General features: G+C 70.6%; 22 protein-coding genes. 11 read left to right on the top strand and 11 right to left on the bottom strand.

All coding sequences use genetic code 11. The features are described 5' to 3' along the window. Positions 1 to 94 precede the first annotated feature (94 nt). Positions 95 to 1,678, bottom strand: coding sequence for a citramalate synthase (cimA, locus tag MED01_RS25265; RefSeq protein WP_238671039.1), 1,584 nt, complete (start codon positions 1,676 to 1,678; stop codon positions 95 to 97). Between the two features lie 315 nt (positions 1,679 to 1,993). Here cimA and MED01_RS25260 point away from each other — a divergent pair, with 315 nt between their 5' ends. The 4 genes from MED01_RS25260 to MED01_RS25245 all read left to right on the top strand — a co-directional run bounded on the left by MED01_RS25260 (position 1,994) and on the right by MED01_RS25245 (position 4,275). Next, a complete protein-coding gene (locus tag MED01_RS25260; protein WP_238671037.1) occupies positions 1,994 to 2,188 on the top strand; it encodes a hypothetical protein in 195 nt (64 codons plus the stop codon). Positions 2,189 to 2,190: 2 nt separating this feature from the next. Then, positions 2,191 to 2,721 (top strand): alkylhydroperoxidase, AhpD family, encoded by a 531-nt coding sequence (ahpD, locus tag MED01_RS25255; protein WP_238671036.1) that lies wholly within the window; start codon positions 2,191 to 2,193, stop codon positions 2,719 to 2,721. A gap of 269 nt (positions 2,722 to 2,990) precedes the next feature. Continuing rightward, entirely contained in the window at positions 2,991 to 3,449 is a 459-nt protein-coding gene (locus tag MED01_RS25250) for a PRC-barrel domain containing protein (RefSeq protein WP_238671035.1), read from the top strand. Positions 3,450 to 3,468: 19 nt separating this feature from the next. Then, entirely contained in the window at positions 3,469 to 4,275 is an 807-nt protein-coding gene (locus MED01_RS25245; protein ID WP_372493714.1) for a tyrosine-protein phosphatase, read from the top strand. A gap of 52 nt (positions 4,276 to 4,327) precedes the next feature. On the opposite strand, the gene MED01_RS25240 is transcribed toward MED01_RS25245, so the two are convergent. Together MED01_RS25240 and MED01_RS25235 are read right to left on the bottom strand one after the other, a co-directional pair. Next, on the bottom strand, positions 4,328 to 5,425 hold the full coding sequence (locus tag MED01_RS25240) for a branched-chain amino acid aminotransferase (protein ID WP_238671032.1): 1,098 nt from the start codon (positions 5,423 to 5,425) through the stop codon (positions 4,328 to 4,330). Positions 5,426 to 5,579: 154 nt separating this feature from the next. Beyond that, a complete protein-coding gene (locus MED01_RS25235; RefSeq protein ID WP_238671031.1) occupies positions 5,580 to 6,611 on the bottom strand; it encodes a 3-isopropylmalate dehydrogenase in 1,032 nt (343 codons plus the stop codon). A gap of 226 nt (positions 6,612 to 6,837) precedes the next feature. Here MED01_RS25235 and MED01_RS25230 point away from each other — a divergent pair, with 226 nt between their 5' ends. Both MED01_RS25230 and MED01_RS25225 read left to right on the top strand, forming a co-directional pair. Next, the gene (locus MED01_RS25230) at positions 6,838 to 7,680 is read left to right on the top strand and encodes an FAD:protein FMN transferase (protein WP_238671029.1); all 843 of its coding nucleotides are present in this window, start codon (positions 6,838 to 6,840) and stop codon (positions 7,678 to 7,680) included. A gap of 297 nt (positions 7,681 to 7,977) precedes the next feature. Continuing rightward, positions 7,978 to 8,334 carry a hypothetical protein gene (locus MED01_RS25225; RefSeq protein ID WP_238671028.1) on the top strand — a complete coding sequence of 119 codons (357 nt, stop codon included), beginning with the start codon at positions 7,978 to 7,980 and terminating at the stop codon, positions 8,332 to 8,334. A gap of 75 nt (positions 8,335 to 8,409) precedes the next feature. Here MED01_RS25225 and serA read toward each other — a convergent pair whose 3' ends face one another. From serA to MED01_RS25200, 5 genes are all read right to left on the bottom strand, one after another. Beyond that, positions 8,410 to 10,008 carry a phosphoglycerate dehydrogenase gene (gene serA, locus MED01_RS25220; protein WP_238671026.1) on the bottom strand — a complete coding sequence of 533 codons (1,599 nt, stop codon included), beginning with the start codon at positions 10,006 to 10,008 and terminating at the stop codon, positions 8,410 to 8,412. Between the two features lie 392 nt (positions 10,009 to 10,400). Beyond that, positions 10,401 to 11,414: a ketol-acid reductoisomerase gene (gene ilvC, locus MED01_RS25215; protein ID WP_112625850.1), complete on the bottom strand. Its 1,014-nt coding sequence runs from the start codon at positions 11,412 to 11,414 to the stop codon at positions 10,401 to 10,403. Between the two features lie 95 nt (positions 11,415 to 11,509). Further along, positions 11,510 to 12,025: an acetolactate synthase small subunit gene (gene ilvN / locus MED01_RS25210; protein WP_088946549.1), complete on the bottom strand. Its 516-nt coding sequence runs from the start codon at positions 12,023 to 12,025 to the stop codon at positions 11,510 to 11,512. Beyond that, the gene (locus tag MED01_RS25205) at positions 12,025 to 13,905 is read right to left on the bottom strand and encodes an acetolactate synthase large subunit (RefSeq protein ID WP_238671025.1); all 1,881 of its coding nucleotides are present in this window, start codon (positions 13,903 to 13,905) and stop codon (positions 12,025 to 12,027) included. Before MED01_RS25205 ends, ilvN begins: the two co-directional genes overlap by 1 nt. 188 nt (positions 13,906 to 14,093) lie before the next feature. Beyond that, complete coding sequence (locus MED01_RS25200; protein WP_274526245.1) at positions 14,094 to 16,448, bottom strand: putative bifunctional diguanylate cyclase/phosphodiesterase; 2,355 nt, start codon at positions 16,446 to 16,448, stop codon at positions 14,094 to 14,096. Between the two features lie 129 nt (positions 16,449 to 16,577). Between MED01_RS25200 and ilvD the strand changes: the two genes are divergently transcribed. Continuing rightward, on the top strand, positions 16,578 to 18,425 hold the full coding sequence (gene ilvD / locus MED01_RS25195) for a dihydroxy-acid dehydratase (protein WP_238671023.1): 1,848 nt from the start codon (positions 16,578 to 16,580) through the stop codon (positions 18,423 to 18,425). A 197-nt stretch (positions 18,426 to 18,622) separates the two neighbouring features. Beyond that, positions 18,623 to 19,447, top strand: a complete 825-nt coding sequence (locus MED01_RS25190) for an SCO4651 family lipoprotein (protein WP_238671021.1) — start codon at positions 18,623 to 18,625, stop codon at positions 19,445 to 19,447. 271 nt (positions 19,448 to 19,718) lie between these two features. On the opposite strand, the gene MED01_RS25185 is transcribed toward MED01_RS25190, so the two are convergent. The 3 genes from MED01_RS25185 to MED01_RS25175 are packed head-to-tail and all read right to left on the bottom strand — an operon-like array spanning position 19,719 to position 22,092. After that, positions 19,719 to 21,554: a hypothetical protein gene (locus tag MED01_RS25185; protein ID WP_238671020.1), complete on the bottom strand. Its 1,836-nt coding sequence runs from the start codon at positions 21,552 to 21,554 to the stop codon at positions 19,719 to 19,721. After that, the gene (locus tag MED01_RS25180; RefSeq protein ID WP_204943698.1) at positions 21,551 to 21,802 is read right to left on the bottom strand and encodes a hypothetical protein; all 252 of its coding nucleotides are present in this window, start codon (positions 21,800 to 21,802) and stop codon (positions 21,551 to 21,553) included. The genes MED01_RS25185 and MED01_RS25180 overlap by 4 nt, the downstream gene beginning before the upstream one ends. Continuing rightward, a complete protein-coding gene (locus tag MED01_RS25175; protein ID WP_238671019.1) occupies positions 21,799 to 22,092 on the bottom strand; it encodes a DivIVA domain-containing protein in 294 nt (97 codons plus the stop codon). Before MED01_RS25175 ends, MED01_RS25180 begins: the two co-directional genes overlap by 4 nt. Before the next feature lie 207 nt (positions 22,093 to 22,299). Here MED01_RS25175 and MED01_RS25170 point away from each other — a divergent pair, with 207 nt between their 5' ends. From MED01_RS25170 to MED01_RS25160, 3 genes are all read left to right on the top strand, one after another. Next, entirely contained in the window at positions 22,300 to 23,181 is an 882-nt protein-coding gene (locus tag MED01_RS25170; protein WP_238671082.1) for a helix-turn-helix domain-containing protein, read from the top strand. After that, positions 23,174 to 23,368: a DUF397 domain-containing protein gene (locus MED01_RS25165; RefSeq protein ID WP_238671018.1), complete on the top strand. Its 195-nt coding sequence runs from the start codon at positions 23,174 to 23,176 to the stop codon at positions 23,366 to 23,368. The genes MED01_RS25170 and MED01_RS25165 overlap by 8 nt, the downstream gene beginning before the upstream one ends. An 89-nt stretch (positions 23,369 to 23,457) precedes the next feature. Continuing rightward, positions 23,458 to 23,799 carry a hypothetical protein gene (locus MED01_RS25160; RefSeq protein ID WP_238671017.1) on the top strand — a complete coding sequence of 114 codons (342 nt, stop codon included), beginning with the start codon at positions 23,458 to 23,460 and terminating at the stop codon, positions 23,797 to 23,799. The last annotated feature ends 9 nt before the right edge of the window (positions 23,800 to 23,808 follow it).

The following is a 23,808-nucleotide window of genomic DNA, read 5'->3' as shown; positions in this document are numbered from 1 at the left end:
CGACAAAAGCCGCAGACCGTCGACACAAAGTGCAAGATCGCGAGAGTGGGGGTGGGGTTGGGGGTGGGGGTGGGGGTGGGGTGGGGTTGGGGGGTTAGACGGGGGTGGGGGCCAGGCCGTAGGTGAGGGCGTCCACCAGGGCGTGCCAACTGGCCTCGACCACGTTGGGGTGGACGCCGACAGTGGTCCAGTCCCGGCCGTTGTCGTCGGAGGTCTCCAGCAGGACCCGGGTGACCGCGCCGGTGCCGTGGCTGCCCTCCAGGATGCGCACCTTGTAGTCGGCCAACTCGAAGTCGCGCAGCTGCGGATAGTGCCGCGCCAGCCCCACCCGCAGCGCCTCGTCGAGGGCGTTGACCGGGCCGTTGCCCTCGGCGGTGGCGATCACCCGCTCACCGCGAACCCGGATCTTGACGGTCGCCTCGGAGACCACAGCGCCGTCCTCGCGGTGCTCGACCAACACCCGGTACGACTCCAGGGTGAACGGTCGGGCCGGGCTGCCCTCCGGCAGCTCGGAGCGGACCAGCAACTCGAAGGACGCATCGGCAGCCTCGAAGGACCAGCCATCCGCCTCCAGCTCCTTGACCCGCTTGGTGACCCGGGTCAGGGCGTCCGGGCTGGCGGCCAGGTCCAGGCCGAGCTCACGACTCTTGAGCTCGACGCTGGCCCGACCGGCCATCTCCGTGATTAGGATCCGCATGTCGTTGCCCACCACCGACGGGTCCACGTGGTTGTAGAGCAACGGGTCGACCTTGATCGCGCTCGCGTGCAACCCCGCCTTGTGGGCGAAGGCAGCGGCCCCGGCGTACGCCTGGTGGGTGTCGGGGGCGATGTTGGCGATCTCGGCGATGGCGTGCGAGACCCGCACCATCTGCGCCAGGCAGCCCTCCGGTAGGACGGGCATGCCGAGCTTGAGTTGGAGGTTGGCGACGACCGCGAAGATGTCGGCGTTGCCCGGGCGTTCGCCGTACCCGTTGGCGGTGCCCTGCACGTGGCGGACGCCCGCCTCCACGGCGGCGATCGTGTTGGCCACCGCGCAGGCGGTGTCGTTCTGGGCGTGCATACCGAGCAGCCCGGCGTCGATCCCCAGCCTGTTCGTCAGGTCGTTGATCACGGCGCTCACCTGGGACGGCAGCATGCCGCCGTTGGTATCGCAGAGCACCATCCGCTCGGCGCCGGCGGCGAGCGCGGTCTGCACCACGGCAGCGCCGTACGCGGGGTCGTGCCGGTAGCCGTCGAAGAAGTGTTCGCCGTCGACGAAGACCCGTCGCCCCTCGCGGACGAGGTGGTTGACGGTGTCGTGGATCATCGCGAGGTTTTCCGCGCCGGTGGTACGCAGCGCGCGCTCGACGTGCCGGGTGTCGGCCTTGGCGACCAGGGCCACGGCCGGGGTCTGCGCGTCCAGCAGGGCGCGCACCTGGGGGTCGTCCGCTACCGCGACGCCGGCCTTGCGGGTGGCGCCGAACGCGACGAGTACGGCGTGCCGCAGGTCCAGCTCGGTGCGGGCGCGACGGAAGAACTCGGTGTCCTTGGGCACCGCGCCCGGCCAGCCGCCCTCGATGAAGCCGACGCCGAACTCGTCGAGCAGCCGGGCCACTGCCAGCTTGTCGACCACCGAGTAGGTGAGCCCCTCGCGCTGAGCGCCGTCGCGCAACGTGGTGTCGAAGACCTGGAACGTCATCAGGATCCTTTCTCGGAGCAACAAAAAGACCTCCCGCGGATGCGGGAGGTCTGCGCGCTCGGCAGAGGGGAGAGCCGGCGCGCTAGGTCGCAATAATCAGGGCGGTGCTGGTCACGATGGCCACTCTGCCACCTCTCCCCCAAATTTGGGAGGAACAATCCACATGCCGGGATGGTGACGGAGGGTTCGGTCGCCTCGAACCGCCGCTCGTGATCGGCTTCACAAGCCACCAGGCCACTCATCGGTGAAAACAGTCATGCGGAAGCATCTGAACGGATCCGATGATGGCCACCGTGCCGTCTGCAAGGAGGACCTGTGCTCACCGTCAGTGACCGCTTACGTGAGCACGGACTCGCCGCCTGCGTATCGCTGGGCGCCAACAACGCGTCCGAGACGATCGACCACACGTCCCACGAGGGCACGTGGTGTGTGGTCTTCGTCGGGCCGATGGATTTCACCTCCATCAGCCCGGCGGAGATCGCCGACGAGACCCCCGCCTCCGAAGTCTGACCATGGGCCTGGACGCGATCAGGGCAGCACTGCCGGAGTACGCCAGGGACATCAAGCTCAACCTCGGCTCCACCGTCGCTTCCGCTGCGTTGACCCCGACGCAGACCTGGGGCACAGCGCTGGCCTGCGCGGTGACCGCTCGCAACCCGCTGGTGTTGCGGGAGATCGCAGCAGAGGCGCTCGGGCACCTCGGGCCGGAGGGGGTCGAGGCGGCCAAGGGCGCTGCGGCGATCATGGCGATGAACAACATCTACTACCGGGCCAAGCACCTGATCGGCGACGAGCAGTACGCCTCGATGCCGGCCCGACTGCGTATGCAGATCATCGCGAGGCCGGGGGTGGACAAGGGCGACTTCGAGCTCTGGTGCTTCGCCGTGTCGGCCATCGCCGGCTGCGGGGTGTGCCTGGAGTTGCACGACAAGAAGCTGCGCGGCAGTGGCTACACCCGGGAGCAGCTGCACGAGGCCCTGCGGATCTCCGCAGTGGTGCACGCCGCGGCGGTCACCCTGGACGCCGAGGCCGCACTGGCCTGAACACGTACGCCCCGACGGGCCGACGCCGCACCTCGCGGCCTCGACCCCTCCCGTACCGCGCAGCGGCCCGTCGCCGTAGCGCGGCCCGTCGCCGTAGCGCGGCCCGTCGCCGTAGCGCGGCCTGTCGCCGTAGCGCGGCCTGTCGCCGTAGCGCGGCCTGTCGCCGTAGCGCGGCCTGTCGCCGTTTCCGGCCCCCGACGGCCGGGTAGCTCCTGCGGGGAAGCACCCACCTACGCCGAGACGATCGGCGACAGTCAGGAGTGAACGGCATGGACAGGATCGATCCGCACGCCACCCACGCCGGGCCGGACCCGCTGCGCGGCGGCGACCAGGGCACGGTGCCCGGCGGCGCGCCGGCCGGCACGTTCGACCCCTGGCGCTACCGGGACCAGGCCGGCGTGGCCGACGTCGACCTGGTCGGCTACAAGGTCGAGGCCACCGACGGTGGAATCGGCAAGATCGACAGCGCCAGTCACGAGGTCGGCGGCAGCTACCTGGTGGTGGACACCGGGCCGTGGATCTTCGGCAAGAAGGTGATGTTGCCGGCCGGCACCGTCAACCAGGTCGACCACGACGAGCGCGTCGTCTCCGTCGACCGGACCCGGGACCAGATCAAGGCCGCCCCGGAGTACGACGAGACCAGCCACAGCGACCCGAGCTACCGGGATCAGCTGGGTGGCTACTACGACGAGACGTACGGCGCGCTCCCGCCCGGCACCGCACGGTGAGCGATCGACCCGACGGCCGGTGGGGCACTGCCCCACCGGCCGTTACCGTGTGAACGTGGACGCCACCGGGAACAACCCCCAGCTCTCGCTCCCCGCCACCTTCAACTTCCGCGACGTCGGTGGCTACCTCGGCCACGACGACCGGTCGGTACGCCGAGGTCGGCTCTACCGCTCCGACTCACTGCACCGCCTCACCGAGCAGGACCGGGACGCGTTCGCCGCGATCGGGATCCGCACCGTCATCGACCTGCGCCGCCCCACCGAGGTGGAGCGCGACGGCCGGGTGCCGGAGTACCAGGGGCTGACCTACCGGCACATCCACCCGGAGCACGCCGACTGGGCGGGTACGCCGCACGAGGAGGGCGCCGACCTGGCCCGGTACCTCGCGGACCGGTACGCCGACCTGGCCCAGACCGGCACCGCCGGGCTGGCCGAGGCGGTCGGACTGATCGCCGACTCCGCCAATGCCCCGGTCGTGGTGCACTGCGTCGCCGGCAAGGACCGCACCGGCATCGTGTGCGCGCTGACCCTCGCCCTTCTCGGCGTCGACGACGCGGACATCACAGCGGACTACGCGTTGAGCAGTGCGGCGTCAGCCCGGTACAGCGCCTGGTTGGCTTCGGTCACCCCGGGCGGCGTGGACGTGCCGGCGCCGTTCCTGAGCTCACCCGCGGAGGCGATGCAGATCTTCCTGGACGAGCTGCGCGCGGGGCACGGTTCGGTCGAGGCGTACCTGCGCCACGCCGGGGTGACCGACGAGCAGCTCGCCGCGCTCCGCGACCACCTGCTCGACGCGCCCACCGAGGCGCGGCCCACCGACGCGTAGGGCCGACTGCGCCGGCCCGTCCCGGGTGGACGGGCCGGCGCAGCGACGAAGATCAGAAGACCCGCTGCACCCAGCCGTGCGGGTCGGCCGCCTTGCCCCGCTGGATGTCGACCAGCTGCTGACGCAGCGCCATCGTGACCTGACCGGGCTCGCCACCACCGATAAGGAACTCGCCGTCCGGGAAGCGGACCCCACCGATCGGGGTGACCACCGCGGCGGTGCCGCAGGCGAACACCTCCTTCAGGCGTCCGCTGGCGGCGTCGGCCTGCCAGTCGGCGAAGCTGACCGGCCGCTCCTCGACCCGGTGCCCGGCAGCGCCGGCCAACGTGAGGACGGCGTCGCGGGTGATGCCCGGCAGGATCGTGCCGGTCAACGGTGGGGTGACCACAGTGCCGTCGTCGTAGACGAAGAAGACGTTCATGCCGCCCAGTTCGTCGACGAACCGGCGCTCCACCGCGTCCAGGAAGACGACCTGGTCACAGCCGGCCTCGATGGCCTCCGCCTGCGCCGCTAGCGACGCGGCGTAGTTGCCACCGCACTTTGCCGCGCCGGTGCCACCGGGCGCGGCCCGGGTGTAGTCCGGGGACACCCAGACGGTGACCGGCTTGACGCCACCGGTGAAGTACGCCCCGACCGGTGAGGCGATCACCATGTAGAGGTACTCGTTGGCCGGGCGGACGCCGAGGAAGACCTCGCTGGCGAACATGAACGGCCGCAGGTAGAGGCTGCCGTCCTCGCCGGTGGGGATCCACTCCCGGTCGATCTCGATGAGCTTGTGCAGCGAGTCGACGAACACCTCCGGCGGCAGCACCGGCATCGCCATCCGCTGCGCGGAGGTGGCGAAGCGGGCCGCGTTGGCGTCCGGCCGGAACATCGTCACGCCGCCGTCGGCGGTGCGGTACGCCTTGAGCCCCTCGAAGATCTCCTGCGCGTAGTGCAGCACCGCGCTGGCCGGGTCCATCGGGATCGGGGCACGGGCTTCCACCCGGGCGTCGTACCAACCCTTGCCGTCGGCGTAGCGGACGGTGACCATGTGGTCGGTGAAGACCCGGCCGAACCCCGGGTTGGTCAGCAGTGCTGCCCGGTCGGCGGCGGATACCGGCGCGAGATTCGGACGGATCTCGAAGTCGAGCTTGTCACCACCGCTCATCGCGCTGACCTCCCTGCGGAACAACGGCATGCGGGACCGCACACCGACATGGCTGTGCCAGAAACTTACCCCGAACGGTCGTTAAGCGGGTAGCGCCGGTCGGGCTGCCCGTGGCAGACCGGCCCCGGGGCCGGTCGTCACTCGGGCCGGGTGATCAGGCTACGGCGTGGGCGGCGAGCCGGTCGCCGACCTCTTCGGTACGCAGCGTTACGCCCGGAACCCGGCTGGCCAGCTCGGCGGCGACCGCATCGTTGACCCGAGCGGCCGACTCGCTGTGCCCGAGTTGCTCCAGCAGCAACGCGGCGGAGAGCACCGCGGCGACCGGGTCGGCGATGCCCTGCCCGGCGATGTCCGGCGCGGAGCCGTGCACCGGCTCGAACATCGAGGGGTACGCCCCCTCGGGGTTGATGCAGCCGCTGGCGGCCAGCCCGATGCCGCCGGTGACGGCCGCGGCGATGTCGGTGAGGATGTCGCCGAAGAGGTTGTCGGTGACCACCACGTCGTAGCGCTGCGGCTGGGTGACCAGGAACATGGCCGCCGCGTCGACGTGCTGGTACTCGGTTTCGATGTCCGGGTGCTCGGCGGCGACCGCGTCGAACGTGCGCGCCCAGAGCGACCCGGCGTGGGTGAGCACGTTGGTCTTGTGCACGAGGGTGACCTTGCGCCGCTCCCGGCGGCCGGCGCGGGCGAACGCGTCGCGGATCACCCGCTCCACGCCGTGCCGGGTGTTTAGGCTCTCCTCGGTGGCGACCTCGGCCGGGGTGTCCCGGTGCAGGGAACCACCGGCACCGGCGTAGAGCCCCTCGGTGCCCTCGCGCACCACCACGAGGTCGACCTCGCCCGGCTTCACGTTGCCCAGCGGGCCGGCGACCCCGGGCCAGAGCCGGGACGGGCGCAGGTTGACGTACTGGTCGAAGGCGAAACGGAGCTTGAGCAGCAGCCCTCGCTCCAGCACACCCGGCGGGACCGTCGGGTCACCGACAGCGCCGAGCAGGATCGCGTCGTGCCCGGCCAGCTCGGTCAGCACCGAGTCGGGCAGCGCCTCTCCGGTACGGTGCCAGCGGGCGGCGCCGAGGTCGTACTCGGTGGCCTGCACGTCGGGCAGCACCGCGTCGAGGACCTTGCGGGCCTGCGCGACCACCTCGGGCCCGATGCCGTCTCCGGCCACCACCGCGATCCGCGCCACGACCGCACTCCTCTGCTCAACGGGTCCGTTCGGGCAACGGTACGTCGCCGTCCCGCCTCCCGGTACGTGACGTCCAAATTGTGGGATTTGCAATGCACAGCACCCTCTCAGCTGGGACTCATGAGGCGGTCATGTCCGCTGCCTAGGGTGGTGGTCGGTGGGTCACGGGGCCCTACTGATCGCCGGGTCGTGACGACTCGGCACCGAGCGCGAGGGGGCAGATGCGATGCGCATCGACGAGCAGCCGCGGACCCGCTGGCCGGACCCGTCGGCGTTCCGCAACCGTCGGCCCGACCTCCGACTCGGCAGCCGTCGGCACCGGATCGACCCCACCGCCGCCACCGAGGGCCGGATCGCGGTGCAGCACACCGTACGTACCGCGACCGCCGAGTACACACTGCTGCTCAACGCCCCCGAGTGGCTCGGCCGCCGGGGCGTGGGCGAGGCGCTGCGGGACAGCGTCGCCGAGCTGCGCGCCATCGACATCACCTACGGCCCCAACCGACCGGAGAGCCTGGTCTCCCGGCTACGTCGGGGGGAGATCAGCCCGGAGTCGTACCCGCCGCTCGCCGATCTGGTCGACCGCTGCGCCGCGATGCGCGCGGCCACCGACGGGTGGTTCGACGCCTGGGCGGTGCCCGGCGGTTTCGACCCGGGCGGCCTGCTCGGCGGTTGGGCCGTGGAACGCGCCGCGGAGCGGCTGCGCGCCGCCGGCATCCACGACTATGCGGTACTCGCCGGCGCCGACCTCGTCGTCAGGGGCCGCGCGCCACACGGCGGACCCTGGCGGGTCGCGGTACACCACCCGACAGCACCCGAGCGCGCGCCGCTGGTGCTGGAGATGACCGCCGGCGCGATCGGCACCTCCGGGGTGACCGGGCGGCAGGGGCACGTGGTGGACCCGCACACCGGCGAGCCGGCCGATCACCTCGTCGCCGCCACAGTGGTCGGCCCCGACCTGACGATCGCCGACGCCTACGCCACGGCGCTCTACGCCGCCGGCCCTACCGGCCTGGCGTGGTTCCGGGGCAACTCCGACTATCGCGCGCTCTTCGCGCACCGTCGCTGAGCCGGTCGGCCCCCACGGTCTCGGCAACGACAGTGGGGGCCGGTCAGCGACGAGTGCGCGTGGCTCGCACAACCGAGGGGTGCGGACCGGTCGGGCCGGACGTCGACCGCGCCACCCGAAGACGGGCCGGCGCCTCGAACTCGGCCAGTGACCGCAGTGCGTACGCTAGCGAATCGACGCAACTCGACGCAAGAGTCTCCACACCGGACCGTCGTGGCCGGAGACTGCGGCGATCGGTGGTTGACCGGCGGCGAGGCAGTTTCGACATGCTGAACGGCGGATGGCACGCTATCCGCCGTGAGTTTCGATCTGAGCGTGTGGGCCCTGGAGGACGGGGCGACGCCCGAGGACGTGCGGACAGCGGTCAACGGTTGCCGGCAGGGGCGGCACGTGGACCGCTACCCCGATCCCCGGGTGGTCAGCTTCTACCGGGCGATCACCGCCTCCTATCCGGACCGTCACCCCGGCCCGAACAGCCCGTGGGCGGTGGCGCCGCTGCACGCGGCCCACGACCACGTCGAGCTGAACCTGCACCCGACCTGCGCGGACCAGGTGCTACTGGACATCGAGCGGCTGGCCGGCGAGCACGGGCTGATGCTCTTCGACCCGCAGGACGGCTCGGTCTACCCGCCGCCGGCGCGGCTGCACGGCTGACCTGACCGGCGGCACGGACGGGAAATGACGAGGGGCCCGGCGAATCGCCAGGCCCCCCACGGTGTTTGTCGTCTACTACTCGTCGCGCAGGTCGGCGGCGCTGGCCGCCGTGGCGCCGATCGACTCGGCGGCCGAGGTGAGCAGGTCGGCGCCGAGCGCCTGGTCGACGGTGAGCGTCATCAGCGTCTCACCGCCCGCCTCCCGACGAGCCACCTGCATGGCGGCGATGTTGATGCCCGACTCGCCGAGCAGGGTACCGACAGTGCCGACCACACCGGGCCGGTCGGCGTAGCGCAGGAAGAGCAGGATGCCCTCCGCGCCGATCTCCACGTCGAAGCCGTCCACCTCGGTCAGCTTCAGCACGTCCCGAGCGCCGGAGTGGGTGACAGTGCCGGAGACACTGACCGTCCGGCCGTCCGGCAACGCGCCGCGCACAGTGACCAGGGTCGGCTGCTCGGCAGTCTCGGCCAGAGTGGCCAGGGCGACCTCGACGCCACGCTCGGCGGCCAGGTGCGGGGCGTTGACGTAGGTGACCTGCTCCTCGACCACGGAGCTGAACAGGCCCTTGGTGGCGGCGAGCTTGAGCACCGACACGTCGTGGCTGACGATCCCACCGCGAACCTCGACAGTGACGCTGGCGGCGACCCCACCGGCGACAGCGGTGAACGCCCGACCCAGCTTCTCCGCCAGCGGCAGCAGCGGCCGAACGTCCTCGGCGACCACACCGCCGGCCTGTACGTTCACCGCATCCGGGACGAACTCGCCCTGCAACGCCAGCTTGACGCTCTTCGCCACGGCCAGGCCGGCCTTGTCCTGCGCCTCGTGGGTGGAGGCGCCCAGGTGCGGGGTCGCCACCACGTTGTCGAAGGCGAACAGCGGCGACGAGGTGCACGGCTCCTTGCTGTACACGTCGACACCGGCGCCGGCGACCCGGCCCTCGGCGATCGCGTCCGCGAGCGCCTGCTCGTCGACCAGCCCACCACGGGCGGCGTTGATGATGCGGACACCGGGCTTGACGAGCGCCAGCTCCTTCTCACCGATCAGACCCACCGTCTCCGGCGTCTTCGGCAGGTGGATGGAGATGAAGTCGCTCTCCCGCAGCAGCTCCTCCAGGCCGACAAGGCGGACGCCGAGCTGCGCCGCACGGGCCGGCTGGATGTACGGGTCGTACGCGATCAGCCGGGTGCCGAACGCGGCGATGCGCTGTGCGAAGAGCACCCCGATCCGACCGAGCCCGACCACGCCGACGGTCTTGCCCTGCACCTCGACGCCGGTGTACTTCGACCGCTTCCACTCCCCCGCCTTGAGCGCGGAACTGGCGCTCGCGGTGTTGCGGGCGACGGCCAGCAGCAGCGCGACGGCCTGCTCGGCTGCGGAGACGATGTTGGAGGTGGGCGCGTTGACGACCATGACGCCCCGCGCGGTGGCGGCCGGCACCTCGACGTTGTCCAGTCCGATGCCCGCCCGGGCGACCACCTTCAGTCGCGGCGCGGCGGCAATCGCCTCGGCGTCGATCTGGGTCGCGCTGCGCACGATGACGGCGTTGGCCTCGGAGAGCGCCGAGAGCAGGGCCGGACGGTCGGTGCCGTCGACGTGACGGACGTCGAAGTCGTGGGCGAGCACCTCGATGGCGGCGGGGGCGAGTTCTTCGGCGATCAGTACGACAGGATTCATCGGTCCTCGTAGAGGTCGTGTTTGCGATCGGCCCGGGCGGCCGGGCGCCGCACTGCGCCCTGCGCTGATCCGTGCCGTGGCCGTCAGGTGCCGGCTGCTGCACCTACAGGCGATCGTAGGGGCCGCGCTGGTCGGCGTGTTCCGGTCTTCGGGGTGAGTGCCCTCACACGCCCGGTCGGGCGACGGACATCGGTCGTTCACCGCACCGACACTGTTGCTCCGGCCGCGCCGAGCACCCGGCGGCGTCGGTCACCCGGTCACTGCGGGAGAGTCGTGGCGCACGAGCACTGCCGCCCGACGTATCGACGGGCGGCAGCATGCCGGGCAGCCCCGGGGCGGCGCTGGGGAGAGCGCCGGCCCGAGGGCTGTCGGTGGATCGTCGTTCGGACGGGTCAGGCGGTCTCGGTGATCGGACGGTCGACCCAGCTCATCATGCCGCGCAGCTTCTTGCCGGTCTCCTCGATCGGGTGCGCCGCACCCTCGGCCTGCCACTTGGTGAAGTTGGGCCGGCCGGCCTCGTCCTCGGCGACCCACTCGCGGGCGAACTCGCCGGACTGGATCTCACCCAGGATCTTGCGCATCTCGTCCTTGACCCGGGAGTCGATGATGCGCGAGCCACGGGAGAGGTCGCCGTACTCGGCGGTGTCGGAGATGCTGTAGCGCATCTTCGCGATGCCGCCCTCGTACATGAGGTCGACGATCAGCTTCAGCTCGTGCAGGCACTCGAAGTAGGCGACCTCCGGGGCGTAGCCCGCCTCGGTGAGCACCTCGAACCCGGTCTGCACCAGCGCCGAGGCGCCGCCGCAGAGCACCGCCTGCTCGCCGAAGAGGTCGGTCTCGGTCTCCTCGGTGAAGGTGGTCTTGATCGCGCCGGCCCGGGTGCCGCCGATCCCCTTGGCGTACGCGAGAGCGAGCGCGAGAGCGTTGCCGCTGGCGTCCTGCTCGACGGCGACGAGACAGGGCACGCCCTTGCCGTCGCTGTACTGGCGGCGGACCAGGTGGCCGGGGCCCTTGGGCGCGACCATCGCCACGTCCACCTCGGCCGGCGGCTTGATCAGGCCGTACCGGATGTTGAAGCCGTGGCCGAAGAAGATCGCCTTGCCCGGGGCGAGGTGCGGGGCGATCGACTCCGCGTAGATCCCGCGCTGGGCGGTGTCCGGTGCGAGCACCATGATCACATCGGCCTCGGCGGCGGCCTGTGCGGGCGTGACCACCCGCAGGCCCTGCTCCTCAGCCTTGGGACGGCTCTTCGAGCCCTCCGGCAGACCGATCACCACGTCGACGCCGGAGTCGCGCAGCGACAGCGCGTGGGCGTGGCCCTGGCTGCCGTAACCGATCACCGCGACCTTCTTGGCCTGGATCAGGCCGAGGTCGGCATCGTCGTCGTAGTACACCTCAACGCTCATGAGAACTTCCCTTTCGTACGACGGCCGGGGCGGCCCGTCGTGGTCTGTGCGGATGAATTCGCCGGACGGCCGGCCGAGGGCCGACCAGCGGCGGGTCAGGCGGCCCGTAGCGCGGGACCGGCGGTGATCGAACGCGAACCGCGCCCGATGGCCACCAGCCCGGACTGCACCATTTCCTTGATGCCGAAGGCCTCAAGGTCGCGTAGCAGCGCGTCGAGCTTGTCAGGGGTGCCGGTGGCCTCGATGGTCAGCGTGTCCGGTGCGACGTCGACCACCCGGGCGCGGAACAGGTTGACGGTCTCCAGCACCTGTGACCGCGCGGACCGGTCGGCGCGAACCTTCACCAGCAGCAACTCCCGGGCGACCGAGACCTGGGGGTCCAGCTCAACGATCTTGAGCACGTTGACAAGCTTGTTCAGCTGCTTGGTGACCTGCTCCAGCGGGGACGACTCCGCGTTGACCACGATGGTGATCCGGGAGACGTCCGGGTTCTCGGTCTCGCCGACGGCGAGGCTGTCGATGTTGAACCCGCGCCGGGAGAACAGGCCGGAGACCCGGGCGAGCACGCCCGGCTTGTTCTCCACAAGCACGGACAGCGTGTGCATCGTCATTAAATGTCATCCTCGTCGAAGGCCGGGCGGACGCCACGGGCGAACATGATCTCGTCGTTGCTGGTGCCGGCGGCGACCATCGGCCAGACCATCGCGTCCTTGCCGACCACGAAGTCGATCACCACGGGCGCGTCGTTGATCTCCATGGCGGCGGCGATGGTCTTGTCCACGTCATCCGCGCTCTCGCAGCGCAGCCCGATGCAGCCCAGGGCCTCGGCGAGCTTGACGAAGTCGGGGATGCGGTGCTTGTGGGTGCCGAGTTCGGTGTTGGAGTAACGCTCGTTGTAGAAGAGCGTCTGCCACTGCCGGACCATGCCGAGATTGCCGTTGTTGATGACGGCGATCTTGACCGGGATGCCCTCCAACGCGCAGGTGGCCAACTCCTGGTTGGTCATCTGGAAGCAGCCGTCCCCGTCCACCGCCCAGACCACAGTGTCCGGCTTGCCGACCTTGGCGCCCATCGCCGCGGGCACCGCGTAGCCCATGGTGCCGAGGCCGCCGGAATTCAACCAGGTGTACGGCTTCTCGTAGGAGATGAACTGCGACGCCCACATCTGGTGCTGGCCCACCCCGGCCACGAAGATCGCGTCCGGGCCGACGATCTCGCCCAGCCGCTTGATCACGTACTGCGGGGACAGGGTCCCGTCGACCGGCTCGTCGTAGCCCAGCGGGTAACGGGTGCGCAGGTCGTTCAGCTGCGTCCACCAGTCACCGAGGTCGGCGGTGCGCCCCGCCGCCCGCTCGGCGGTCACCGCGGCGATCAGCTCGTCGATGACGTGCTTGGCGTCGCCGACGATCGGGACGTCCACGTGCCGGTTCTTGCCGATCTCGGCGGGGTCGATGTCCGCGTGCACCACTGCCGCGTCCGGGGCGAACGAATCCAGTTTGCCGGTGACCCGGTCGTCGAAGCGTGCGCCCAGCGCGACGATCAGATCCGCCTTCTGCAGACCGTAGACAGCGGCGACAGTGCCGTGCATGCCGGGCATCCCCAGGTGCTGCTGATGCGAGTCGGGGAACGCCCCGAGCGCCATCAGCGTGGTGACGACCGGGATGCCGGTCAGCTCGGCCAGCCGGCGCAGCCCGTCGGTGGCACCGGCCTTGAGCACCCCGCCGCCGACGTAGAGCACCGGCCGTCGGGCCGCGGCCATCAGCCGCGCCGCCTCCCGGATCTGCTTGCCGTGCGGGTGCAGGGTGGGCCGGTAGCCGGGCAGGTCCAGGGTGGGCGGCCAGGAGAAGGTGGTCGGCGCCTGGAGCACGTCCTTGGGGATGTCGACCAGCACCGGGCCGGGTCGCCCGCTGCTGGCCAGGTGGAACGCCTCAGCCAGCACCCGGGGGATCTCCTCGGCGTTCTGCACGAGGAAGTTGTGCTTGGTGATCGGCAGGGTGATGCCCTGGATGTCCGCTTCCTGGAAGCCGTCGGTGCCGATCAACGGGCTGGCCACCTGCCCGGTGATCGCCACCATCGCCACCGAGTCCATGTACGCGTCGGCGATCGGGGTGACCAGGTTCGTCGCGCCCGGGCCGGAGGTGGCGATGCAGACGCCGACCTTGCCGGTGGCCTGCGCGTAGCCGGTCGCCGCGTGCCCCGCGCCCTGCTCGTGCCGCACCAGGATGTGCCGGACCGTCGAGTCGTAGAGCGGGTCGTACGCCGGCAGGATCGCGCCGCCCGGAATGCCGAAGACGACGTCGACCTCGAGCGCCTCAAGGGACCGCACAAGCGAGCCGGCCCCGGAGATCGGGTTCGCGGCGGCGGGCCGTACCGCCGGGGCGGCCGGGGTGGCCGTGCGTGTGGCGGCCTGGTCGACGTCGAGGGTCGGGTCGGCGGCCGCGCGGGCCCGGCGGGCGGTGTGGGCGAGGGTCTCGGGCGTGGGTCTCGTCATGGCGGTTCTGGCCTTCGGCTGGAGTGGCTGGTGGCTAGTCAAGCGATGCGACGCGGGCGGGGCCCGCCTCGCCAGGTTCCGATGGCAATAAAAACGGCCCTCGTGCAGATGCACGGGGCCAGCGCACTCTCGGTGAGGGAGAGTGCGCTCAGGTAAGTACTCGCAGCGACCGGTACGACGACATGCGGCTAAGCCTGACGCATCTCACGCGATGAGTCAACTGATCCCACATGTTGGTTAACGGGGGTCGGCGCGTCGGCCTGCGACGCGCCATCGCCAGGCGGGGTGAGCTGCTCGGACCCACCCGCAGCACGCCGTGGCGCGGGCACCGGAGCGGGACGCGCGCCTGGTGACGTGGCCGCCTCCAGCATCGCCTCCAGGTGCTCGGCCGGCACTCCCCAACCGAAGAGCGCGCCCTGGCCGAAGCGGCAACCGGCCGCCACCACCGCGGCCAACTCGGTCGGGGTGGTCACCCCCTCGGCGATCACCTCCAGCCCCAACTGGTGACCCAGGCGCATGACGATGTCGACCATCGGGGCGAACGCCGGGCCGTCCTGGCCGACCGGGCGGACCGGCTCGTGCTCGGCGACCAGACTGTGGTCGATCTTGAGGATGTCGATCGGCAACCGGCGCAGCTGCCCCAGCGACGAGTAGCCGGCCCCGAAGTCGTCCAGCGCGATCCGGACACCTGTCAACCGCAGGGCGGTGAGCCGTCGGATCAGCTCGTCCAGGTCGGTGGCGACAGCGTGCTCGGTGACCTCCAGCACCAGCCGCTGCGGCGGCACGTGGTGGGCGCGCAGCGCCTCGGCGACCTGGACCACGTACTCCGGGGCGTGCAGCTCGCGCGGGGAGACGTTCACCGACACCCAGACGTCGTGCCCGTCCGCCAGCCACCGGGAGAGCTGGTAACAGGCCTGGTGCAGCACCCAGGCGCCGAGCGGGGCGATCATGCCGCACTCCTCGGCGAGCGGGATGAACTCGTCCGGACGCACGTTGCCCAGCTCGGGATGGTGCCAGCGGAGCAGCGCCTCGGCGCCGACCGGCCGCACCGACGGCAGCGACGCCACCGGCTGGAACGCCAACCGCAGCTCGTCGCGGTCGATCGCCCCGCGCAGCTCGTGCTCCACAGTCGTACGACGGCGCAGCAGTTTGTCGTACGCGGCGTCGTACCGCTCGATCCGGTTCTTGCCACGCTGCTTGGCGTAGCGCAACGCCAGGTCGGCGTGGCGCAGCAGCAACTCCACGTCGGGTTCGTCGGCCCAGTCGGCCACCCCGATGCTCACCGACAGGAAGACCGGCCCCTCCGGCTGGTCGTAGGGTCGGTTGAGCACCCCGAGGAGCCGTTCGGCGACGCGGTCCGCCTCGACCGGCCGGCCCTGCATGAGTACGGCGAACTCGTCGCCACCCAGCCGGGCGGCCACGTCGCCGGGGCGCAGGTTGCCGCGCAGCCGCCGGCCCACCTCGGCCAGCACGGCGTCGCCCACGTCGTGGCCCCGCATGTCGTTGACGTTCTTGAAGCCGTCCAGGTCCAGACCGAGCAGCACACACGGGTTGTGGTCGGCGGCGTTGCGGTGCAGCGCCCGGAGCAGCCCGCGCCGGTTGGCCAACGACGTCAGCGGATCGGTGTGCGCCAGCTCCCGGAAGTGCGCCTCCCGCTCGACCAGCCGGCTCGCGTAACCCCTGACGTCGCGAAGGGTGAGGTACTGCCGTGCCACCAGGGCGAAGCCCTCCACGCTGCCGGCCACGATGCCCGGCGCTGTGAACCGGCCGTCCTGGGCGAGGTGGTACATGGCCGAGGCGGCCATCGCCAACATCGGGGCGATCGCGTACTCGCCGTCGCTACCGACCAGGTCCAGGTCGATCTGCCCCGGCCGGTCGGCCCGGTACACAGCGAGCGCGATGGTCAGCAGACCGGCGGCGAGCACCGCCGCACCGGTCAACGCCATGGTCGGTCCGGCCTGGCAGAGCCCGGCGCTGAGCCCCAGCCCGCCGCAGGTCACCGCGCTGATGCCGGCGCCCAGCGCGGCGAGCCGTCGACGTGGCGCGGCGGCCCGGAAGACGACGATCACGACGAGCCCGGCACCGAGCGCCGCACTCACAGTGGCCACCAGGATCGCCGGGCAGGCCATCGGGGTGGCGGCACCGAGCAACCGGGTGGGCTCGGAGAAGAGCACCCAACCGACGAACCACAGCGCCGCCGCCATGACCAACCCGTCCAGGGCGAGTCGAGCAGTTCCGGCCGCTGTGGCGGCCACCCCCGGCAGCCGGAGCAGACCAGCGGCGAAGGCCAGCCCGCTCACCGCCGTGCCGATCGCCACCATTGTCGCCCAACCGGTGCGCTGCCCCTGCTCGTGGGCCCAGTGGTCGTTCGCGCTGAGCGCGGCGACGACCCCGGCCAGGAGGCTGAGCACTGCCACACCGGCGGCCGCCGCGAGCAGCACGTGTGCCGGCCGACGCGGCACCGTCCGCCGCCGGGCGACGAGGGTCAGCAGCACGGTGGCCACCGCGGCGACGAGCCCGCTGAGCGCCGCGACAGCGACCATGCCCGGTGGAAGATGCACGCCTCCAAGAGTGCCGGATGGGCGCACGTCATGGGGGGCTGAGTGTGCATCTGTTGGGACACGGCAGATACCCGGGTGGGTCCGCGCGCCGACGGTGTCATGCTGGTATGCATGCCTGAGCTGCGGTCGAGGACCTCCACACACGGTCGGACGATGGCCGGCGCCCGGGCCCTCTGGCGGGCCACCGGGATGACCGACGACGATTTCGGCAAGCCGATCGTCGCCATCGCCAACAGTTTCACCCAGTTCGTGCCTGGTCACGTACACCTCAAGGACATGGGTGGCCTGGTCGCCGACGCGGTCGCCGAGGCCGGCGGGGTGGGCCGGGAGTTCAACACCATCGCTGTCGACGACGGCATCGCGATGGGCCACGGCGGCATGCTCTACTCGCTGCCCAGCCGTGAGCTGATCGCCGACGCTGTCGAATACATGGTCAACGCGCACTGCGCGGACGCCCTGGTCTGCATCTCCAACTGCGACAAGATCACCCCCGGGATGCTGCTGGCCGCGTTGCGGCTCAACATCCCGACCGTCTTCGTCTCCGGCGGCCCGATGGAGGCCGGCAAGACGATGGCGATCGAGGGCGTCGTGCACAGCAAGATCGACCTGATCGACGCGATGATCGCCTCCTCGAACGAGGCGGTCACCGACGAGCAGCTCGGTGAGATCGAACGTTCCGCCTGCCCGACGTGCGGCTCCTGCTCCGGCATGTTCACCGCCAACTCGATGAACTGCCTCACCGAGGCGATCGGGCTCGCGCTGCCCGGCAACGGTTCGACGCTGGCCACCCACGCCGCCCGCCGGTCGCTCTTCGTCGAGGCAGGCCGGACCATCGTGGAAATCTCCAAGCGGTGGTACGACGGCGACGACGACTCGGTGCTGCCGCGTAATGTCTCCTCCAAGGCCGCCTTCGAGAACGCTGTCGCCCTGGACGTGGCGATGGGCGGCTCCACAAACACCGTGCTGCACCTGCTCGCCGCCGCCCGCGAGGCGGAGATGGACTTCGGCGTCACCGACATCGACGCGATCTCCCGGCGGGTGCCGTGCCTGGCAAAGGTCGCGCCGAACTCGCCGAACTACCACATGGAAGACGTGCACCGGGCCGGCGGCATCCCGGCGATCCTCGGCGAACTGGACCGGGCCGGGCAGCTCAACCGGAACGTGCACGCCGTGCACTCCCCCTCCCTCGCGCAGTGGCTGACCGACTGGGACGTGCGCGGAGGCTCCCCCACCCCGACGGCTGTCGAGCTGTTCCACGCCGCCCCCGGCGGGGTGCGCACAGTCGAGCCGTTCTCCACCACCAACCGGTGGTCGTCGCTGGACACCGACGCGGCCGGCGGCTGCATCCGGGACCGCGAGCACGCCTACTCCGCCGACGGTGGGCTGGCCATCCTGCACGGCAACCTGGCACCCGAGGGCAGTGTGGTGAAGACCGCCGGCGTGCCCGACGACTGCCTGACCTTCCGTGGCCCGGCAAAGGTCTACGAGTCGCAGGACGACGCGGTGACAGCGATCCTCGCCAAGCAGGTGGTCGCCGGGGACGTCGTGGTGATCCGGTACGAGGGGCCCAAGGGCGGCCCCGGCATGCAGGAGATGCTCTACCCCACCTCGTTCCTCAAGGGCCGCGGGTTGGGCCGCTCCTGTGCGCTGCTCACCGACGGCCGGTTCTCCGGCGGCACCTCCGGGCTCTCCATCGGGCACGTCTCCCCCGAGGCGGCCTCCGGCGGGCTGATCGCCCTGGTCCGCGACGGCGACGAGGTCGTCATCGACATCCCGAGCCGGTCGATCGAGCTGAACGTGCCCGCCGAGGAGCTGGAGGCTCGCCGGGTGGCCGAGGAGAAGCGCGACAAGCCGTACACCCCGACCGATCGGCAGCGGACGGTGTCGGCGGCGCTGCGCGCGTACGCCTCGATGGCCACCTCGGCCAGCGACGGCGCCTACCGTCGCGTCCCGGAGTAACCACCCGGCCCTGCCCCGCACCGGCGACGTCCGCGATGTCGGGGTGTCCTGTCGACCCGGATACCCCGACATCAACGATCGCGTCTCGATCAGGCGCGCATCGATGGAAACGCGGTGCCCACGAATCGACAACGTGGGCTAGCGTGTCGTCGGTCTACTGGGGATCGCCCCAGATTCATACGGGGGAAGGCGTGTACGTGTCATCTTGGAAGAAATCCGCTCTGGTGGCGGTCTCGGCGCTCGCTGCGTTCGCTGTCTCCGCCTGCGGCGTGACGTCCGGCGCGTCCGAGGCGCCGAAGCAGCCCAGCGTCCTGGAACTGCTGGCCAGTGATCTCAAGGGGTCGCTGCTGAAGGCGGCCGAGACCACCGACAAGACCGACTCGGTGACCGTGACGATGACGGGCACGATGGGCGGCGAGAAGATCTCGATGCAGGGCGTCCTGGACCTGGGTGATCCGCTCAAGGCCGAGATGAAGATGACCAACAAAAAGGGCGTCACCACCCTTCGGATGATCGGCGCCGTGATCTTCACCGAGATGCCAGCCGAAGCCCGCACCGCCACCGGCGGGAAGCGCTGGATGAAGATGGACCTGACCGGTCTGAGTGGGATGACAGGCACGGATTTCAGCAAGCAGTTCGAGGACGCCGACCCGGTCAAGCAGGTCAAGACGTTGCTCGCCCTGGAGGGCACGACGGTGGTGGGGCAGGAGACGGTGAACGGGGTGCCGACTGTCCACTACACGGTCACCACTCCAGTGGCGACCTATCTCGCGCAGATCGACGCCGCGCGCCGTGACGCCACCGAGCAGACGCTGACCAGCCAGGGCGTCAAGGAGTTGAAGATCGACCTGTGGGTCGACGAGCAGTACCGCCCGCGTCGGGCCGGCCTGGTGATGGGCACGATGGGCGACATGGTGATCGACTACACCGACTACGGCAAGGCAGTGGCCATTGAGCCGCCGCCGCCGTCGGAGACCGCCGATTTCGCCGAGATGCTGAAGGGCCTGACCGCCGACAGCTGATCAGGACAGCAAGGCTGCCCGGCCGGCGCGAAGACGCGCCCGCCGGGCAGCGCCGTGTCCGCCCGCTCGTCGCGCTTGGCTGACAGCCGACTCCGGGTCAGCCGAGGTCGCGCAGGTCGAGGGCCTCGGCGAGGAGGCGTACGCCGTCGTCGTCGTGCAGGTGCACGGTGCAGCCGGCGCGGGTGAAGCGAACGGTGACCACATGCCCGGCGTGCTGGGCCGCCAGGCGTAGCAGTTCCGGCTCGGGATCGGCGACGTGACGCGACCCGGATCAGGGCAGCGGGATGGGCGCCGTCGGGTCGGTTCGGGCGGCCCCGGCGACGGCGTCGGTCAGGCACTCGACGCACCAGGAGAGCGCGGCGGCCAGACTCGGCCGGTAGGGGAAGTCGTCCGGGCGGACAGGTGCGTGAAGCGGCTTCACCTCGACCGACCAGCGCAATCCGTCGGCCAGCAGTGGGTCTGCGGCGTTGCGCCGCAGGTCGCACACGGCCACCACGAGGGCCAGGTCGAGGCCGAGGGCGAGCCGCAGCAACTCGGCCAGCGGCGGCGCGTCGGGAGGCGTCGCCACGACGATCAGCCGGCCAGCCGGCACACCCCTCGCCGCGCTACGCACGTACTCCCCGACCGGGTCGGCCCCGACCCAGGGCACTGTGACGTAACCGTCGCGGAGGTCTTTGCTGATCTGCTGCCCGCCATCGGCGTCGGCCAGGTCGTCGGGCCGCGCGCCTAGCACGGCGGCCCAGGAGCCGAGCCGGTAACGGTCCGGAAGCCGGACGACGGGCTTGCCGCCCGGTTGGGTGGCGACCAGCGGAGCGACTTCGGGCGTACCGGCCTGCCAGGCCAGGTGCACCACCCGGTGCCGCAGGTCGGTGATCGTGACCACCACCGTCCGGTGCAGACGGTGGGTGTCGCCGCAGGTGAAGCAGTGCAGCGCGGATGGGCGCAGGCCGGCGCCGCAGCAGTGCGGGCAGTCGGGGTCGGCCGCGCGATTGCCGAGCCGGCAGTCGCAGGCGCGTAGCCGGCTGTGGGGTTGGCAGTCGGGGCAGCGCTGCCAGTCGACGGGTTCACCCAGCCAGGGCGGGTCGGGCGGTTCGTAGCCGCGGCTGACCGGCACCAGCACACGGCGGACGACCTGGCCGGTGGGCTGCTCCGCGAGGGTCTCCACTGGCTCGCCAGCGCGCAGAGTCGTGTGCCACCAGCAGCCGTTGCGCCACAGGGCCTGCGCGCCGGGCAACTCGTCGCCGCCGGCCGCATCGACGCAGTCGGCGAGGACGCGCCGTTCGAGTTGGTCGACGTCCACGGCCGAAGCGGCGGGTGGGCGCGGCGAGTCGGGGCGCAGCAGCCGGGCGGGAGCGGCCAGGCCGCGCTCGGCAAGGCCGCTGAGCGCCTCGGCCACGTCGGTGCAGGCCAACACCTCCGGCAGGTCCCGGCACCAGCCGGGCGACCCGAGTAGCACCGGGGAGCCGGGCACCTCGTACCAGATGGCCCAGCAAAACATCGCATCCTGCCGGCGGGCCTCGACGACCAGGTCGAGCAGCAGCAGGTCGGCCAGCGCGCACAGCCGGGCCAGCCGTGCGGTCGGGTCGACGCTCGTCGGGGCGGTGGATCGGCCCAGCACCAGCCGCCAGGGAGCGTGATCGGCGCGCAGAATGGCGTGGGCCTCCAGCTCGTACCGAAGCGCTGCGGGCAGGTCGGGCCGCCACTGCCAGTCCAGCCACAGCGAAGGCGCGTCGGCCTCGTCCGGGACCGCGCCGACGGTGGCGGCGAGTTCGCGTACCCGGAAAGAAAGGTCGACCACCCAGTGGCCCGCCGGGTCGCGGTGGGGGTCGAGGCCGCCGGGCACGACCTGGAGGGAGGCGACAGCGCCGGTGTCCAGGTTCGCGACGGTGACCACGAGCTGCGTCCGCCGCCGGCCGCAGCGATAACAGGGGTACGCGACGCTGCCCGCGCCGCGACACTGCTCGCACCTCCGGTACGCCTCCCGGCGCGGCCCGAGCACGTCGGCGTCGGCGAGGAACCGGTCGCCGTAGGTGGTGCACCGGCACGGTTCCAACGTGAAGGTCATCCCGTCGCAGTCCGGGCAGACGACGACGGGCACGGCGGTCACCGACACCGCCGGGCCGCGCAGTCGCCGTCGTGCTCGACGCGTCGCACGCACCGCCGACCGCCGTCGAGCGGTAGGTCGCAGAACACCCGATGGCGTACGCCCTGCGCGTCCTCGGCGGACACCGTGGTCTCACCGGCGTCCACTTCGGTGAGGAAGGTCAGGGAGCGGGCCAGGGTGCCGGCGAAGTGCTGGGCGGCCGGCAGGTCGGCGGCGGTGAACGGCAGGTGCGCCACCCAACGGGCGCTCACCGGCGGGCCGCCAGATCCTCGCGGGCCCGCCGTGACTGCCAGCACTTCAGCGCATCCTTGATCCGCTCGGTCTCCCGCCGGCTGCTGCCCAACGCCGCGTACACCTCGGCCAGATCGTGGGCGACGCGGTCGAGGAACTCGGCGACCTCTGCGGCGTCCACGCCACGCCGGCCGCGTCTGGTGAAGGTGCGCTCACGGACCTGCCAGGGCTTCAGGGGTACGTAGTTGGCCGCCCGATAGGGCGCCGGCCGGGGTGGCTCGGCCCGGAGATGACGGAGAAACGCGCGCACGAAGCAGCACCACCCTTCCTCATATTTGATCGACGATCACCGGCGCGGTAATTGCGCGTCCATCGCTGATGTCGGACCAATCTTGTAAGGTCGGAAGCACCATCGCAATGAATGTCGACTCACACTGTTCCGCTATTTTTGGGCAACATTCCCCTGTTGCAGAACGGCTGTTGGGATGTTGCAAAACTCAACAGGAAGGAGAGCCGGGTGGCCGATGACATGGGCTCGACGGTGCCCCGACGCCAGCTCGGCAGGGCGCTACGTGACCTGCGCACCGAGGCGGGGGCGACCCTCGACGCGGTCGCCGAGGCGCTGGAGTGCAGCCGCCAGAAGGTGTGGCGAATCGAGAGCGGGCTCGGCTCGGTGCGCGGCGTCGACGTTCGCGCGATGTGCGAGCTGTACGGGGCAACGGCCGAGCTGACCCGGGCGCTGACCTCTCTAGCCGGCGAGACGAAAGCGAAGGGCTGGTGGCACGCGTACGGCGATGCCGTCCCGGAATGGTTCGAGCTGTACGTGGGCCTCGAATCCGCCGCGTCCCATCTGCGCTTCTTCAACGAAGCAATGGTTCCGGGTCTCCTACAACATCGGGGTTACGCACTGGGCGTCTACCAACACCGAGCGGAGGTGAGCGACGAAGAGAGGGAGTGCCTGGTGCAGGTCCGCCTGCAACGTCAAGCCCTGCTGAGACGCCGCCTACCTCCACCTCCGAAGCTGGACGTGATCCTCTCCGAAGCTGCCCTCCTGCGGACAGTCGGCAGCCCCGAAACCATGACGGATCAGCTCAATCACTTGCTGATGTTGGGGGACACAGCAACCAACTCGATCCGAATCCTCCCGCTCACTGCCGGCCTGCACCGTGGGGTCGAGGCGGGATCCTTCGTGATGCTCGACTTCCCGTTGGGCAACCGGGCCCAAGCAGAGCCTTCGGTGATCTACTGCGAGTCCTGGACAGGCGCTCTCTATCTTGATCGTCCTGAGGAGTTCGCCGCCTACGAGCAGGTCTGGTCAAGCCTGGATCAGCTTGCCCTCGATGAAGGACAATCAAGGCACCTGATCAACAAGATCATCGGGGAGGTCCATCGTGGTTGATTTGACCGGCGCCCACTGGCGCAAGAGCACCCGCAGTGGCAGCAACGGCGGCGAATGTGTCGAGGTTGCCGACAACCTGCCCGGCATCGTCGCCGTACGCGACAGCAAAGACCCGCACGGCCCAGCCCTCACCTTCTCCCCCACCGCCTGGGCAAGCTTCGTGCGCTCGACCCACTTCTCCCGCTGAGGCTTTTCGGTGGGTGTCTCGGAGTCTCCTGGGACACCCACCCGCCGCGGGGGCTGCGCTCGACGACCGAGTTCGGTTAACGTGCGGCAGTGACCATCGGCAATGTCAAGGTGACGATCCGGAAGGGCGATCAAGCACTCGACAACGCTCGGATGAGCATCGAGAAGGCCAACGCCAAGCTCGCCGACGCGACCGCTTTGGCAATCGCAGCCCTGCACGACAGCGAACGCGGCGAGGCGAGGCGAAGCAGTCCCGGAAGGCCCTCCGTGAGGCTGCCGACTGCCATGTCGGTGCAGGCGTTCCTCTATGTCGTCGCGGTCATCCTGCTCGTGCTCGCCTCGTTGCCGGTCCCCACTCGGGGAATCTCGCTCGCCCTGCTCGGAGCGGCGTGCGCCCTGCTGGCCTATGCCTGGCCGCTCATTACCGGTTAGGTCAACCAA

The sequence above is a fragment of the Micromonospora alfalfae genome, from assembly GCF_022230925.1.
GTDB classification, from domain to species: domain Bacteria; phylum Actinomycetota; class Actinomycetes; order Mycobacteriales; family Micromonosporaceae; genus Micromonospora; species Micromonospora alfalfae.
The sequence above is the reverse complement of the archived record's forward strand: the minus strand, read 5'-3'. Positions and strand labels throughout refer to the sequence as shown.

Coding starts and splice junctions, on each gene's coding strand:
- MED01_RS25200 (WP_274526245.1), bottom strand. CDS start 16,448: ATGGTCGCTGTCGCGGCGCTCAGCGGGCTCGTCGCCGCGGTGGCCACC.
- MED01_RS25250 (WP_238671035.1), top strand. CDS start 2,991: ATGGACAGGATCGATCCGCACGCCACCCACGCCGGGCCGGACCCGCTG.
- serA (WP_238671026.1), bottom strand. CDS start 10,008: ATGAATCCTGTCGTACTGATCGCCGAAGAACTCGCCCCCGCCGCCATC.
- ilvN (WP_088946549.1), bottom strand. CDS start 12,025: ATGACGATGCACACGCTGTCCGTGCTTGTGGAGAACAAGCCGGGCGTG.
- ilvD (WP_238671023.1), top strand. CDS start 16,578: ATGCCTGAGCTGCGGTCGAGGACCTCCACACACGGTCGGACGATGGCC.
- ilvC (WP_112625850.1), bottom strand. CDS start 11,414: ATGAGCGTTGAGGTGTACTACGACGACGATGCCGACCTCGGCCTGATC.
- MED01_RS25205 (WP_238671025.1), bottom strand. CDS start 13,905: ATGACGAGACCCACGCCCGAGACCCTCGCCCACACCGCCCGCCGGGCC.
- MED01_RS25240 (WP_238671032.1), bottom strand. CDS start 5,425: ATGAGCGGTGGTGACAAGCTCGACTTCGAGATCCGTCCGAATCTCGCG.
- ahpD (WP_238671036.1), top strand. CDS start 2,191: ATGGGCCTGGACGCGATCAGGGCAGCACTGCCGGAGTACGCCAGGGAC.
- cimA (WP_238671039.1), bottom strand. CDS start 1,678: ATGACGTTCCAGGTCTTCGACACCACGTTGCGCGACGGCGCTCAGCGC.
- MED01_RS25230 (WP_238671029.1), top strand. CDS start 6,838: ATGCGCATCGACGAGCAGCCGCGGACCCGCTGGCCGGACCCGTCGGCG.